The 15787-nt window shown below is 36.2% G+C and carries 11 protein-coding genes; 10 read left to right on the forward strand and 1 reads right to left on the reverse strand.

The window, feature by feature from the left end; genetic code table 11:
- Positions 1-9: 9 nt before the first annotated feature.
- The 3 genes from ACUNWD_RS00245 (at position 10) to ACUNWD_RS00255 (ending at position 4260) form a co-directional block, all read left to right on the forward strand.
- Complete coding sequence (locus ACUNWD_RS00245) at positions 10-1068, forward strand: glycoside hydrolase family 2 TIM barrel-domain containing protein (protein WP_445585746.1); 1059 nt, start codon at positions 10-12, stop codon at positions 1066-1068.
- A 48-nt stretch (positions 1069-1116) separates the two neighbouring features.
- Complete coding sequence (locus ACUNWD_RS00250) at positions 1117-2238, forward strand: glycoside hydrolase family 43 protein (RefSeq protein WP_445585747.1); 1122 nt, start codon at positions 1117-1119, stop codon at positions 2236-2238.
- Between the two features lie 114 nt (positions 2239-2352).
- Positions 2353-4260: a beta-L-arabinofuranosidase domain-containing protein gene (locus ACUNWD_RS00255; RefSeq protein ID WP_445585748.1), complete on the forward strand. Its 1908-nt coding sequence runs from the start codon at positions 2353-2355 to the stop codon at positions 4258-4260.
- A gap of 137 nt (positions 4261-4397) precedes the next feature.
- On the opposite strand, the gene ACUNWD_RS00260 is transcribed toward ACUNWD_RS00255, so the two are convergent.
- The gene (locus ACUNWD_RS00260; RefSeq protein ID WP_445585749.1) at positions 4398-5432 is read right to left on the reverse strand and encodes a uroporphyrinogen decarboxylase family protein; all 1035 of its coding nucleotides are present in this window, start codon (positions 5430-5432) and stop codon (positions 4398-4400) included.
- 172 nt (positions 5433-5604) lie between these two features.
- On the opposite strand from ACUNWD_RS00260, the gene ACUNWD_RS00265 reads away from it, so the two are divergent.
- The 7 genes from ACUNWD_RS00265 (at position 5605) to ACUNWD_RS00295 (ending at position 15614) form a co-directional block, all read left to right on the forward strand.
- A complete protein-coding gene (locus tag ACUNWD_RS00265) occupies positions 5605-6471 on the forward strand; it encodes an AraC family transcriptional regulator (protein WP_445585750.1) in 867 nt (288 codons plus the stop codon).
- A 275-nt stretch (positions 6472-6746) separates the two neighbouring features.
- Positions 6747-8075 carry a hypothetical protein gene (locus ACUNWD_RS00270; RefSeq protein ID WP_445585751.1) on the forward strand — a complete coding sequence of 443 codons (1329 nt, stop codon included), beginning with the start codon at positions 6747-6749 and terminating at the stop codon, positions 8073-8075.
- Positions 8076-8095: 20 nt separating this feature from the next.
- Complete coding sequence (locus ACUNWD_RS00275; RefSeq protein WP_445585752.1) at positions 8096-9811, forward strand: family 43 glycosylhydrolase; 1716 nt, start codon at positions 8096-8098, stop codon at positions 9809-9811.
- Positions 9812-9832: 21 nt separating this feature from the next.
- Positions 9833-11077, forward strand: a complete 1245-nt coding sequence (locus tag ACUNWD_RS00280; protein WP_445585753.1) for a hypothetical protein — start codon at positions 9833-9835, stop codon at positions 11075-11077.
- Positions 11078-11251: 174 nt separating this feature from the next.
- Positions 11252-13783 carry a kelch repeat-containing protein gene (locus ACUNWD_RS00285; protein WP_445585754.1) on the forward strand — a complete coding sequence of 844 codons (2532 nt, stop codon included), beginning with the start codon at positions 11252-11254 and terminating at the stop codon, positions 13781-13783.
- Between the two features lie 67 nt (positions 13784-13850).
- The gene (locus ACUNWD_RS00290; protein WP_445585755.1) at positions 13851-14456 is read left to right on the forward strand and encodes an RNA polymerase sigma factor; all 606 of its coding nucleotides are present in this window, start codon (positions 13851-13853) and stop codon (positions 14454-14456) included.
- A 126-nt stretch (positions 14457-14582) separates the two neighbouring features.
- Complete coding sequence (locus ACUNWD_RS00295) at positions 14583-15614, forward strand: FecR family protein (protein ID WP_445585756.1); 1032 nt, start codon at positions 14583-14585, stop codon at positions 15612-15614.
- The last annotated feature ends 173 nt before the right edge of the window (positions 15615-15787 follow it).

Genomic DNA, 15787 nt, shown 5'->3' on the forward strand with positions numbered 1-15787 from the left:
AATATCGTTATGAAAAGATATCTAGTCCTGATCATACTGTTATCAGTAAATCTTAGTTTGTTGGCTCAGAATCAGCGTTGGTCTATTGAGAAAGCAAAGGAATGGCAAACGCAAAATAAATGGTTTTGTGGAATGAATTACATTCCGTCAAATGCCATCAATTATACAGCAATGTGGGATAAAACCAGTTTTTCGCCTGATTTAATTGAAAAGGAAATGAAATTAGCGGAAAGCATAGGTTTAAATTGCGCGCGGGTCGTACTTCAATATGCTGTTTACGAAGATGATCCAAAATATTTCATCAAAACATTTGATAAATTTTTATCGATTTGTAATAAGCATGGAGTAAAAGTAATGCCTTGTTTTTTCGATGATTGTACTTTTGGTACTAATACGGATACTAAAATCGGTGTTCAGCCCGAACCACTTGAAGGATGGTATGCCTGGGCATGGTCTCCTTCACCGGGTTATACCATGGTTGTAGATGAACGGGAGCATAAAAAGCTGGAAGTTTATGTGAAAGACATGTTGAATCATTTCAAAAATGATGAGCGCATTTTATTGTGGGATTTATACAACGAACCCACCAATACAACTATGCCGGAAAGAAGTATGCCATTATTGAAAAAGGTATTTGCGTGGGCAAAAGAAATGGATCCTTTGCAACCAATATCTGTGGGTATGTGGAATGGCAATAGCGAACTGAATGATCTCATTGTCGCAAATTCCGACGTAATCACATTTCACTGTTATGCTCCAAAAGATCAGACAGAAGAGGTAATGAAAGAAAAATTGACGTACAATCGTCCTGTAATTTGTACCGAATGGATGAACCGGGTAGCAAAATCAAAGGTGGAAGATATTTTACCCTTGTTTTACGAATATAATGTTGGATCGATGGTATGGGGGCTGGTAAATGGGAAAACGCAAACTCACTTGTCATGGGGGCATCGTCCGGAGAATTTGCCTTATACAGGTGAATGGCAGCATGATTTATTTACAGGTGAATTTGTGCCATATAAAGCCTCTGAAATTAAATTAATCAAGACCCTAACCGGGGAGAAATAATCATTGGTATTACATCCACATTTTAAGTGAATTGTAAAATATGATGCTATGATATATAAAAACAGAATTCGAATTTTAGAAGTTGCTCTGTTAGTTTTGATTGTTGTTTCATGCGGAAACATAAGCAGGAAAAATAATCATTCGATTACAGCTGACGACACTGAAGTAATTAGTTTCACCAATCCAATCCTTCCATATGGGCCTGATCCATGGGCACTTTGTCATGACGGTCAGTATTATTATATGCACACCATGATTGATAGTTTGGTTCTTTGGAAAACGAAGGATGTAACCGACTTGAAAAATGCTGAAAGCAAAACGATTTGGTTGCCAACAGATCCATCTAACTCAAAAAATTTATGGGCTCCCGAAATACATTACCTGAATGGGAAGTGGTATGTATATTATACTGCAGATGATGGAAATACCGATAATCATCAACTGTATGTTCTCGAAAATTCAGCTCAAGACCCGTTTGATGGTCAGTTTGTTATGAAAGGACGAATCAGTACTGATGCGGATAATAACTGGGCCATCGACGGTTCTTTATTTGAGCACCAAAACAAACTATACATGGTATGGTCTGGCTGGCAAACGCGTCGAATTGAAGAGGAAACTCAGTGTATATATATTGCCGAAATGGAAAATCCATGGACTTTGGGCTCGGAGCGGGTCTTAATATCAAAGCCTGAGTTGGAATGGGAAAGGCATTACATCAATGAAAAAGGATGGACACCTGATTATGCTGTTTTTGTAAATGAAGGTCCACAACCCTTGAAAAGTCCTGGTGGGAAGTACATTCATATGGTTTATTCGGCAAGTGGATGCTGGACTCCCTATTATGCACTAGGAATGCTTACTATTCCGGCAGATGCAAATCTGCTCGATCCAAATTCGTGGATTAAATCAGCAGAACCTGTTTTTAGGCAATCTCCCGAGAATGGTGTTTATGGGACAGGGCATAACAGCTTTTTTAAATCGCCCGACGGAACCGAGGATTATATCCTTTATCATGCAAGGGATACCGAAGTTGATCCTCCTGGAATGGGCGATACGCGATCGCCAAGAGCTCAGAAAATACAGTGGGATGTGAATGATTATCCAATATTTGGAACTCCTTTACCAACATCTCAAATTCTGAAGAAACCATCAGGAACGAGTACTAATTAATTTGACTCTTAAATACAGGTTTATTGTCGATTTAGTTTAAGTCCGAATTTCTAAATATTTGGGTATCACTTTTCATTTTATGCATTAAAAATTTCATCATTTAGAAGAATTGTAATGAAGAAGTATCTCACTAGTTTCTTTATAATAGCCATTTGTTGGTTTTATTCTCCGGAAGTTTACTCTCAGTATATTGGTCAGTTTTCAAATATTGAGCGTGTAAAATCACCTGTTTCGGTAAAAGCACTCAGTTTTAATCTAAGAGATGTGAAACTTTTGGAAAGTCGTTTTAAGGATAACATGGAACGTGACGGGAAGTGGTTGTTGAGTATCGACAACAACCGATTGTTGCATAGTTGGCGGGTGAATGCGGGGATACAATCATATAGTCGTCCGTTTGGCGGATGGGAAGGTCTGGATTGCGAACTGCGCGGACATACTTTGGGGCATGTACTTTCAGGGTTGGCACTGATGTATGCATCAACCGGTGAAAGTTCATATAGAAGCAAAGCCGATTCGTTGGTGAACGCTCTGTCAGAAATACAGCAGGTACTAAATCAGGAAGGGTATTTAAGCGCTTTCCCACAAAATTTGATTAACCGGGCAATAAATGATGAACAGGTTTGGGCTCCATGGTACACCCTGCATAAAATATTGGAGGGATTGATCGACATGTATCAATATGCCGGGAACGGGAAAGCACTTGAAATTGCAAAGAAAATGGCTGATTGGGCGTACTACAAAGTTGAGGTTTTATCATCAAAGCAACTAGAAAATATGCTCAAATCAGAATTTGGAGGAATATCTGAGGCTGCTTATAATCTTTATGCATTAACAGGGAATGCTAATTATAAGAAACTTGGAGAGCTTTTTTATCATCATTTAATACTTGATCCGCTGAGGCAAAAGGAAGATCAGCTGACAACGCTTCATGCGAACACCCAAATACCCAAAATAATAGGTGAGGCGAGAGGCTATGAATTAACTGGTGATCAACAGAAAAAGGCGATTGCAGATTTTTTTTGGGAGACCGTGGTTAATCATCATACTTACGTTACAGGTGGAAATAGTGATCATGAAATTTTTTCTGAACCAGATCAAATATCCGGGCATTTATCTCACTCGACAACGGAAACTTGCAACACATACAACATGTTGAAACTGACACGTCATTTGTTTTGTTGGACAACCGATGTGAAATATGCTGATTATTATGAGAGGGCTTTGTATAATCATATTCTTGCGTCTCAGGAGCAGCAAACGGGAATGGTGACTTATTATTTGTCCTACTTGCCGGGAACGTTTAAAACTTTTAGTGCAAAGGAAAATTCGTTTTGGTGTTGTGTTGGAACCGGATTCGAAAATCATGCAAAGTATGGTGAAGCGATCTATTATCATGATGAGAACGGGGTATTTGTAAATCTTTTTATCCCTTCCGAATTGTCGTGGAAAGAAAAGGAATTTAGCTTGATTCAGGAAACAAATTTTCCGGAGGAATCGGTAATTCACCTCACAGTAAAAGAAGCTGGGAAGAATGCGATGCCTATTTATCTTCGTTATCCATCGTGGGCAATTTCGGGAGCGACTGTTAGAATAAATGGAAAAAAGGAAGTCATAAAGAATAAGCCGGGCAGTTATATTGTTTTGAAGCGTAGGTGGAACCCAGGAGATAAAATTGAAATTTCATACCCGATGTCTTTGCATCTGGAAGCAACAAATGATAATCCGAATATGGCAGCTGCGGTATTTGGACCAATTGTGCTGGCTGGTGATATGGGAACAGCGGGAATTGAACCTCCGGCTCCTTTTGCAAATAATTCTCTTGATTTTAAAGATATTCCGATACCTGAAAATATTACAGATACACTGTGTATTGATGGAAGAAATATCAATGAGTGGCTTAATTTGGTGGACGGTGAAAGTTTAGTTTTTAAAACATCAAACGTATCAAAGAATGAAATCAAGATGATTCCTTATTATCAAATCAATAATCAGCGCTACGTTATCTATTGGAATCTCAAATAGAAAGCATTTGCTAATGCTGAAGAATCTTTAAAAGAACTTTGGAGAGGGAAATAGTTTATTTGGATGTTGAAAAAAATGGATTGAATATTCTCAATCCATTTTTTTCTTTGTTTACATCAATTCAAATAAAATGAAAATTAAACTGTTAATTTTACGGATTCATTCTTGAAATCTTTCTGATTTTGAGCGACTTCAATAAAAGTTAAAATATTTTCTAAAGTGGTGTCACTTTCAACAGAATGAGAAGGTGAGAAGATATACCCTCCTTGTTTTCCTAATTCAATTAGCTTTTCAGACTCGCTACGCACATCTTCGGGTGTTCCAAAAGGCAATGTTTTTTGCATAGAAAGTCCACCATGAAATGCTAATTTCCCTCTATACATCGGAAGTATTTCTTCCAAATCCATCACTTCAGGCTGGAAGGGGTTAAAACAATTTAAACCTGCATCAACCAGCAACGGGAAAAGTTCGTCAACATCGCCGCAACTATGGATCATCACATATTTACCTGCATCGCGAACTTTTTTATACATGCGTTGAATTTGCGGATATAAAAATTCTTGCCAGGTGTCAATTCCCATAATCAAACCATGCTGCTGTCCCCAATCATCGCCAAAATAAACTGCATCAATATCGTAGGTTAAAGCTTTTTCAATCATGGCGATATTATAGTCGGCAATCTTTTCCATTAATTGATGCACAAAATCCGGATTGATCATGAAATCCATGAGCAAGTTTTCCATTCCTCGCATGGTCCAGGCTCTTTCATACAGAGAAAATCCAATTTGAAAAACCCGAAACATATCTGGTTTTTTTGCGATCTCAGGTTCAATATTGGCGTAAAATCGTGGATCGTGTGGATCGGGGAAGTAAACACCTTCCATGCATGGTTCCTTGATTAGAGGCTCAACCGGCATTCCAATATCTTTATCTACTGACCTGTCCCAAACAACTTTAAAGACGTCTTGAAACATATTGGGTTCTATTTCATCGAAAAAACCGATATCGCTACCTAAGTTCAGAATATGATTATTCAATGGAATGTCTAAATCGACTGTATTGAAATAGCTTTGGAGTTGCTCTTTCGGTTCAATCGTAAATTTGAACGACCATGGAACATATGGAGGTTTTTTACCATCCAGAACAGTTTTTATAACTTCTCTTTTATTCATGATTTAGTATTAGGAGTTTTAATAAAATACATTCAAAATAATTGTATCTATTTAATTTGTTTTGTTTGATTATCTGATGTTTACAAAGTAAGTAAGAGTGCGTGAAAAAGTATTTCTGTAAATTTTCAAAGGTTTAGTTATTTTTGCAATAAGTGTTATAAATGCAAACAATATGATTCCTCACGTTGAACGGATTTCTAAGAATGAGTCTGAGTCTTTTTTTGTTGGAAAATATTCTAATAAGTGGTTTGAAAGAGTTTGGCATTATCATCCTGAGTTCGAACTTTTGATGATAACGAGCGGAGACGGAACCAGAATTATTGGTAATGACAGAAGTCATTTTGAAAAAGGGGATCTGGTTCTATTGGCAGGCAATATTCCTCATGCTTGGTTTTCCGATTCAAAATACTTCGATCCGGAGAGTAAAAAAATATGCTCTTCAGTTTATGTCCAGTTTGAACGATCTATATTTGGGAATAGGTTTATCAATTTACCTGAAATGAATCCGGTTGCTGAGTTGTTGTTGGAAGCAAAACTCGGATTGCGGCTAATTGATGATCCATCTAATAAAATTCGGCCGTTGTTAATTGACCTGCCAAATATAGATGGGATTGACCGGTTATTATCACTGATAAAGATTTTAGAGTTGTTTAAATGTGGAAGCTATCAACCGATTGTTCATGCAGACTATAATGATGGTGCTTATTTTACAAAATCAGAACGAATAAAAAAGGTTCATGAATATGTAATGAATTACTACATGGAAGATGTGAGTCTTCAAGATGTTGCCGCCTTGGTAGGTATGAATGTTAGTTCATTTTGCCGGTATTTTAAATCAGTTACCAATAAAACGTTTTCACAATACTTAAAGGAAATACGAATTGATTTTGCTCAGCAATTATTAATTAATACCAATCTTTCGTCTAGCCAGATAGCCTATGAATGTGGGTTTAGTTCAGTAGCCTATTTTAATCAAAGTTTTAAAGGACTTAGTAAGTTTTCTCCTTTGGCATATCGCGAAGCTTTTAAGATTAGATAGCATGAATGAAGACTATTCAACTTTAAGCAGGGTATTACCTTGCTGGGTGGTACGAATAGTATGTTTAAAGAAAATACTTGTCTCTAGCTGTTTACTCTTTAACTATTGGCATTAGAGAGCTTTTCTTCAGATAGTCTTATTAAAAAAGAATTGTTAAATGAGAATGAAATTGCAATTATTTCAAATTAAATACATTAATTTGCACAAGATAGCAGAACAGACCAACACAGAACATCCTGTGTTGTCCTGATGAATTATTTAAACCAAATTAAACCATGATGATTAAAACCAGACTTTTGTTTACAATGCTGATTGTTATCTGTTTATTGGTGCAATCAAAAAAAATGTTTAGTGCTGAAACTGCTCTTCTTGCAGGAACTTCAAAAATTAATATAACCCCAAAAATTGAAATGCCCTTGCATGATTCTTTATATGCTCGGATTCTCCTACTGGAAACTGCTGAGCAAAAATTAGCGTTCATTTCTGTCGATCAAGGAATTTTTTTTAGTGAAGAGTTGATACGGGAATGCAAAGAAAAATTGGGGTTATCTCAAGTCTTAATAGCTTCTTCACATACGCATTCCAGTGGTAAACGTGATGCCGAATATATCAACTCTCAAATTATTTCTGCGATACAAAAGGCAGAGAAGTCTATGTTTCCTGCTTATATTATTGCAGGTCACAAAACATTCCCTCAATTAGGATTTAACCGGCTAATTGTTCGCGAAGACGGACATTCTCGCGAGTCATGGTTTTCAGATGATCATTATACTTCTGAGAACCCTGAACGTATTCCGTTTGGTCCGGTGGATCCAGAAGTTGGGGTAATAAAAGTTGAGGATGAAAGCGGTAAGCCACGAGCAATCATTATGAATTATGCCATGCATTCGGATATTGTTTGCAGCAATTACGAAATCTCGGCTGATTATCCGGGAGTAGCCTGTCGAAAAGTTGAAGAAGCATTTGGTAAAGATATGACTTGTCTGTTTGTGCAAGGTGGTGGTGGAGATATCGAATCGTTGATTATTAGTTCGCGACGTAAGGGACCAGACGATTCTTTCAAGTCAGATTACCGAACCATTGAAAGGGTAGGAGAATTGCTGGCATATGAAACGGTAAAACTTGCAAATTCATTGGATGCTTCGAAAAAGATGGGATCATCTTTTAAGTTAATGAATGACTCACTTCAATTTTCAGGTCGTTTTAAAACAGACGAAAAGTACAATATTCATATTTCAACAATTCTATTCAATAATAATATTTTGATTGCCACTTGTCCTGGAGAGCCTTTTATCAGACTTCAGCTGGAATTGAAAGATAAAGTACGAAAAGCTGGAGGAGTGCCATTTCTATTTGGCTATACCTGGTATGAAGGCACCTGGCCGAACTACATTCCTGATATTTTATCGGCAGCCAGAGGAGGATACGGGGCCGATCAAAGTTGGCCTGAACCAATTGCAGTTGGAGCGGGCGAATCGATTATGAATAAGCATTTTGAAAATTATTTGCGAGTGAATGGATTGATGAGAAATGAGTATGGCCCCGTTGGCTTTAAAGCTGGTTCACAATGGAAAACCGTTGAAATTCCGCCAACGAATAATTAAGAAACTTAAGTTTATTGGATATGAAAATCTTCTCAATATTTATCGTGCTGATTTTATTTGTGACCTCTTGTGATCAAAAGGAAGTTGCTACGAATAACAATATCAAAACCATTTGTAATCCACTTAATTTGAGCTATCGCTTTCAATTGGATGAAGCTTCGAGGAGGGAGGCTGCTGATCCAACCGTTGTTGTGTTTAAAAACGAGTATTATTTGTTTGCGTCGAAATCGGGTGGTTACTGGCATTCACCAGATTTGGTTGATTGGACCTTTATTGAAACTGATGAAATTCCTACCGAACAATATGCGCCAACCGCGTTAGTAATTCAGGACACGATGTACTTCATGGCTTCGTCAAATTCAATTTACAAGGCCATAGATTTAAATGCTGGAAAATGGGAGTTGGCAGCGACAATACCATTTTCGGTGGTTGATCCAGCTCTGTTTCTGGATGATGATGGACGCTTGTATTTTTATTGGGGATGTTCCGATAAAGATCCGATCTATGGAATTGAACTTGACTACCACCATAATTTTAAGCCTATTGGAGAAAGAGTAGAATTGATTTATGCAGATACGAGAAATCATGGATGGGAAGTACCGGGAGATTATAATACACAACTTTCAAATGCACCATGGATAGAGGGCGCCTGGATGAACAAGCATGATGGGAAATATTATTTGCAGTATGCTGGTCCCGGAACTCAGTTTAAAAGTTACTCTGATGGTGTATATACCTCTGAGAATCCGCTTGGTCCTTATCAATTAGCAGAAAACAATCCTTTTGCCTATCGACCGGAAGGCTTTGCAACAGGGGCTGGACATGGAAGCACATTTCAAGATTTATATGGAAATTATTGGCATATAGGGACGGTAACCATTTCGCAGAAGCACATGTTTGAAAGGCGTTTGGCTCTGTTTCCAACTTTTTTCGATGATGATGGAGAATTATACTCCCGTACCTGCTTTGGCGATTTCCCGATGATCATCCCGAATAGAATGATAAAAAATGTGGATGAGCTTTTTCCCAATTGGATGTTACTTTCTTACAATAAACCAGTGCTCGTTTCATCAGAGCTGAAAGACTTTCAAAAAGAAAATTTGAATGATGAAGATATCCGGACTTATTGGGCCGCCGAAGGAAGTAGCGATACTGAATGGGCAATGATTGATTTGGAGCAGCAATGCGATGTTCATGCTATTCAGGTTAATTTTGCCGAGCACAATGCGCAAGTGTTTGGAAGGCAAGTAGGACTTAGATATCGTTACATCGTAGAGGTCTCTTCCGACGCAGAGAACTGGAAAACTATTATCGATAAATCAGCTGCTAATTCTGATTATTCGCATGATTATACAGCATTAAATACTATAGAAAATTGCCGATACATTCGCATTCGGAATCTGGAAATGCCGACAGGTAATTTTGCGCTTTGTGGATTGCGTGTTTTTGGAGTTGGCAATGGAAATAAGCCAGAAATTGTGGAGAAATTAGCTATAGAACGAGATGCTGAAAATCGCAGAAGTGTAAAATTGAGTTGGAGCAAATCAAAAGACGCTCTTGGTTATCACATAAACTATGGTGTGTCGCCAGAGAAGCTGTATCAAAATTACCAGATTTATAGCGACACTTCAGTGATTATTAATAGTTTGAATGTAAATAAGTCGTATTTCTTTTCGATTCAGGCTTTTAATGAAAATGGAATTTCAAAAAGCAATGTTCTTTTAAAAGCAGACTAATAACCTTGAAACCTAAATAACATGAATAAGATAACTTGTTTTATACTTCTTGTAGGCGGGATTTTCTTATCGAGTTGCCAGCAGCCGGAAGTTCAAAAATCCCATTTTTTTGATGAAAGTGGAATTTCTCGTGAAGTTTTGAGTAATTATCTGGATCGGTCCGTAACAATGGCATTTTTTCTGGTTCCCGAAAAACCGGAAGGACGAAGAACTTATCCATATCATGGAGATGATATTCGATTGATAAAGAATATTGGGGCGAAGTTTATAGGACGGTCAATTTATCGTTGGGGCGGTGAAAGTAGACTGAATGAACCCGAGTTTTGGGAAAAGGCAAAATCTCTGATTGATACCTTACATGCTTTTGATCCGGAAATTATTTTTCAGGGATGTTTGTTTGAAATTATAACGGAAGATGTTAACAATGTGAAAATTCCGGATTGGGTTTTTGCCGATTTTGGAATGCCTGTTGAAGATAGGAATTTTTCGTACGAAGCAATGCTGAATGAAGATAGTGTTTTTGTGGATCACTGGCGTTCACGAAGCAGTGTGCCTGATATTAGCAGATTGGAATCGCAGCTTTGGTTTTATTATCTGGCTGGTGCTTATATGAATATTGGCTGCGAGGCTTTCCATTTAGGGCAGGTTGAATTAATAGGTATGAATGATCCGAAAAGAGAAGCATGGGCAGGTGTTTTGGCAAAGATCAGAAATTATGCAAAAAAGCATGCCCGTCGTAATTGGGTAATCTTGGATGCACATGTTCCCAAAGGGGATATGATTAAAGATGGAGTCAGCTTAATTGATTTCAATTCATTTCCACTTCGGATTAAGGAAACTCCAGAAAAACCATATGAATGTAAGCTGGAAGTAAGTTATCTGGATGCACTTTATCTAAAAAGTAAAGCTTGTGTTTCCCCAACTGGGTGGACATGTGAGAGCCTTCCGTATTTGGTTGAGTTTGACAATTATGGCCGAGGTAAAGAGCCTAATGTAGCAGACACCACTTCTCATTTTGTTTGGGGATGGGATGAAATATCATGGTTTACCCAACAGGAAGAAAGCTATCGGAACGAATGGCTGGAGTATGCTTTTAATTGGTTAAAGGAAACAGATTCGAATGGACACTTGCAGATGCCGGTAAGTCGCATGATTTCATGCCCTAATGAAACAGCAGGAAGCTATCGTGCAAACACCAAAAGCGAAGCATGTCCAATTGGTTATTCACAAGAAGAAACAATTAAAAGAATTTGGATGAAAGAGTAGTTGCAAATATGCAGTAGGCTGGGGACGTTGATACAGATTCTATTAAGCGATATCTGTATTTTGGGGAATATTCGATTATAAGAGTTTTGAGAATATTGAACTTTGATTCTTTATTTTCGAATAATGAATTTTAATGCATTTTGATAACTTTGGATGTTCTAAATAAAAGAAATTGTGCGATCACTTCTCTGTATCAGTATTTTAATTTTATTATCAGCATTTAAGGGACACGGACAATCCGACTTATTATCAGGCTTGTACTTTGCTTCAACGGAAGTAGTGCAGGACCAGCGAACAGCATTAAATCTTACACCTCAAAAAGCAATAAAAGTATCTGATCGATTTAAAATTGAGTTCGATATTAAACTTCGGAAAGGTGACGGCTATTATGGTTACATTTTCAGAGCAATTTCCAATAGACAGGATAACTTTGATTTAATTGCGAATTTTGCTGCTCCCAAGGATAATTTCACCTTGGTTTTCAAAAATGAAATATTGTGTTCCTACAAATGGAGCGATCTGCCGAATTTAGTATATGATAGATGGGCTCACATTTCTATTTCTATCGACCTCAAAAAGCAAATTGTGGAATTAGAGATTGACGGGATCATGAAATCATCTTCCATAAACTATCCTTCAATTAGGGCTGATTTTGATTTATTGTTTGGTGTTTCAAAGTATATTCCGTTTCAAAGCACAGATGTTTGTCCAATGACTTTAAAAAATATTGAAATTCAGGACCAGGATTTTAAAGTCATAAGGAAATGGAAATTGGAAAAACACCTGGATAATAAAGTTTTAGACGAAATTGAAAATGCATATGCATTGGTGGAAAACCCGAAATGGTTAATCGATAAACATATTTCGTGGGAGAAAATAACAGACCTGAATATCAATGCTTATTATGGGGCGGTATTTGATGAAAAAAACAGCAACCTATTTTTTGTTGATGATCAACGGATTTTTAAATATAATTTGAATTCATCTCAAATAGACACTATTGCGTATTCAGTTGGAAATCCATATCAGCAACTCACGGAAAAGCACTTGGTTTATAATCCATATACCAATGAAATATGGTCGTACAAGTTTGAAAACGAAAAAATTAGTCGCTTTAATTTTGAAACAAAACAATGGTCAGAAAACCCTGATGAAAATTCTGCATCAGGCTTTGCACATCATAATAATCTTATCTCACCAATTGATAGTTCATTAATCACTTTGTTAGGCTATGGATTTCATAAATACAACAGCACCGTTTTTAATTATCATTCATCAAACAGTACCTGGGAACGTATCGATCGAAGAGACCAAATAGAACCTCGATATCTGGCTGCAACCGGTTTGCTAAATCATGAGAACTTGTTAGTATTTGGAGGGTACGGTAGCAAAAGCGGCAGACAGGAATTATCTCCAGGTTATTTCAATGATCTATACGTGTTCAATTTAAAAGATCTGGAATTCAGAAAACAACAAACATATGAAACATTGGAATCTCCACTCGTTCCTGGGGAATCATTAATTCTAAGTGAAGATTCAAGTTCGTTTTATACCTTGATTTTTGATAATTCAAAATATAAGACAAGCATTCAACTGGCAAAGTTTGGCATTTATGAATCGACTCAAACTATTTATCAGGATACCATTCCATTTGAATTTTTAGATACAGATTCCTGGTTGAACCTTTATATAAATAATAGCAGGAATCAATTAATTGCTTTAACAAATCATAAATCCAATACCTCGTTGTATTCAATCGCTTATCCTCCCTTAAATCTGGCAGACGTTTATCAGGATATTCCAAGGGCAAAATGGAGTGATTATTTACTTTACGCAATAATCGCGATTTTTTCTCTTTTTGGGGGAGTACTCTTCTTCTTCTTAAAGAAAAAAAAGAGTTTGGCTGATGCTTCTGAAAGTAATATTGATAGCAACACTTTTCACGATCAATTATTTAAAAAAGTACCTCGCAAACAAGAATCATCAATTCTATTTCTTGGCGGATTTCAAATTTTCAATGACTCAGGTACTGAGATTACATCTGGATTTTCTCCAACACTAAAACAATTATTCTTGCTAATTTTCTTTAATACCATTCATAATAGGAAAGGAATTTCTTCTTTAAAATTGGAAGAAACTCTGTGGTCGGATAAAACCGAGAAAAGTGCACGAAACAATCGCAATGTAAATATTAGTAAGCTAAGAGCTGCTTTAGATGAAGTGCATGGGATAGAAATTATTAATGAAAATTCGTATTGGAAATTGAAAGTTGATGTTTATTGCGATTATTTCGTCGTATTAAATATTATTTCGAAGGCCAAAAAAGAGGAATTGAATCCGGAGGAAATTATTTCATTAACCGGACTGTTGGAATACGGGGAATTACTTCCGAGCATTCAGGAGGATTGGATTGATCATTTTAAAGCACAATATGCCAATGAAGTGATCGATTGTTTAGTTAATTTACTGGATAGTAGACATCTGGCTGATAACAGTAAAATTCGTTTACTAATTGCTGAGAATATTTTTGTTCTTGATCCAATCAATGAAGATGCATTAATCGTAAAATGTAAGACTCTTCATAAAATTGGGAAAGGAAGCATGGCTCGCCATGTATATGATTCTTATTGCAAAGAATATAGAAGACTTTTGGATACCGAGTTCAATATTTCATTTAATGATATTCTAGAGAGTAAATCAGGTTGATAGATACCTAATTAGATAAAATTATATATTTGATTTTTATTTCATAAACCTAAATTGAGGAAGCTAAGTGTCGGAAGCATTGAAAAATAGGGTTATTTGGGATAATTTTAGGGAAGGCAGCAAAGAAGCACTTGAAATTATTTATGAAGAGAACTATTCGTCTCTTTTTCATTATGGAATGAAATTTACCCCTGATGAACATGAAATCAAAGATATCATTCAGGAATTATTTGTTGAACTGATTAACTCCGGCACTAAACTATCACCCACCAATAATATTCGATTTTACCTTCTTCGGGCAATGCGTAATAAACTTATTAAGCATCTTCAAAGCGCAAAGTTATTAGCAGAAAATTCCACAAAAAATATTGTCAATACTGATTTTAGTTTATTTGAATCTGTTGAAAATCAATTGATTCAAAAAGAGATTGAAGAGGCTCAGCGTAAAAGTATTCTGAGCTCAATTAATAAACTTTCTCAAAAGCAACAGGAAATTATTTATTTACGATTTTATAATAATATGCCTTATCAGGAAATTGCAGACTTATTTGAAGTAAAAATTCAAACTGTACGCAATTTGATGAACCGTGCAATTAATTCTATTAGGGAAGATATTGAAGATGATAAGATTAATAAGGGATTGATATTGTTCGCATTAAACCTTTCAATTTAATTCAGCTAAACTCTTGTACTAGCTTATTTTATAAATGTGTTTTTTAACATGTTTTGTTAGGTAGTATAAAAATGGACAATACTCCATTACTAAGTAGAAAGAATTAAAAATTTCGATCACTGTATAATGTTGCAAGAATCTAAATATATTGAATTTCAGGTAAATGATTTCGTCGAAGATGATGGATTCAGAAAGTGGATTACCGCGCCTGATCAATCATCCAATCGGTTTTGGAATGATTTTATACAAGCAAATCCACAATTGAAAGAGACCATTCGGATTGCTCGGGAAATTGTTGAAACGGTTTATTTTGAAGAAGCAAAAGTACCCAAAGAAAAATACACTGACTCCTTGGTCTTTTTGAAAGATTACCTCAGCAGTAAAACTTCCAAAGTAAATTATTTAAATGTTGCTATCAATTGGTGGAGCCGGGTGGCTGCTATTCTGATTATTCCTTTCATTATTGGAGGCGTTATTTATCTTTCGGTTGATGAGCAAATTGCTTCGAAGCCTAAGTTGGTGCAATATATGGTTTCAAATGGTGAGAAGAGTAAAGTTATTTTGGCTGATGGAACTTTTGTATGGTTGAATTCGGGATCGAAGTTGGATTACATCATCGACAATCATTCGTCAGTTCGAAAGGTGCATTTGTCTGGTGAAGCATATTTCGATGTTAGTAAGGATGATAAAAAGCCATTTCTGGTCGAAACGAAAAACTATACGGTAAAGGTTTATGGAACCCGGTTCAATGTCAATTCCTATGATTCGGATAAAACCAGTGAAACAATATTGGAGGAGGGTTCAGTTTCCATTCTTTTCAATAATCAAAAGGAAGAAGTGAAGATTGTACCTGGTCAGCGGTTTTTGTTGAACGAGAATAACAAATACAGTATAACGAAAGTCGATACAGACCTGTATTCCTGCTGGAAAGACAATGTATTGAGATTAAGTAATGAGCGACTTGAAGATTTGATAGTTCGCTTGGAACGCTGGTATGGAGTAAAAATTCAGGTAGAAGATTTTAATCGCTTTAAAGATTTGAAATATACATTATCAATTAAAACAGAAAGTTTACGTGAAATGCTGGAGTTAATGAAATTCATTACACCATTTGAATATGAAATTGATGGAGAAAATGTATTTCTGACCTACCAATAAATTTATTTATGCCTATGATATAATGATTTGTAAAAAAAACAGGGATATGCGGGAACATACCCCTGTAGATTTTGAATTACCAATTAAGAGATTGGTAACTAGTATTAAAACCTAAGACAAAACTATGAAAAATTTTGAAATCTTTCCTTGGAGAGGGGAAAGGCAATGCCTTT

The sequence above is a fragment of the Sunxiuqinia sp. A32 genome, assembly GCF_052690465.1.

Bases quoted from the DNA above. Each gene is read 5' to 3' on its own strand.
- ACUNWD_RS00245 (WP_445585746.1), top strand. From the start codon at position 10: ATGAAAAGATATCTAGTCCTGATCATACTGTTATCAGTAAATCTTAGT.
- ACUNWD_RS00250 (WP_445585747.1), top strand. From the start codon at position 1,117: ATGATATATAAAAACAGAATTCGAATTTTAGAAGTTGCTCTGTTAGTT.
- ACUNWD_RS00255 (WP_445585748.1), top strand. From the start codon at position 2,353: ATGAAGAAGTATCTCACTAGTTTCTTTATAATAGCCATTTGTTGGTTT.
- ACUNWD_RS00260 (WP_445585749.1), bottom strand. From the start codon at position 5,432: ATGAATAAAAGAGAAGTTATAAAAACTGTTCTGGATGGTAAAAAACCT.
- ACUNWD_RS00265 (WP_445585750.1), top strand. From the start codon at position 5,605: ATGATTCCTCACGTTGAACGGATTTCTAAGAATGAGTCTGAGTCTTTT.
- ACUNWD_RS00270 (WP_445585751.1), top strand. From the start codon at position 6,747: ATGATGATTAAAACCAGACTTTTGTTTACAATGCTGATTGTTATCTGT.
- ACUNWD_RS00275 (WP_445585752.1), top strand. From the start codon at position 8,096: ATGAAAATCTTCTCAATATTTATCGTGCTGATTTTATTTGTGACCTCT.
- ACUNWD_RS00280 (WP_445585753.1), top strand. From the start codon at position 9,833: ATGAATAAGATAACTTGTTTTATACTTCTTGTAGGCGGGATTTTCTTA.
- ACUNWD_RS00295 (WP_445585756.1), top strand. From the start codon at position 14,583: ATGTTGCAAGAATCTAAATATATTGAATTTCAGGTAAATGATTTCGTC.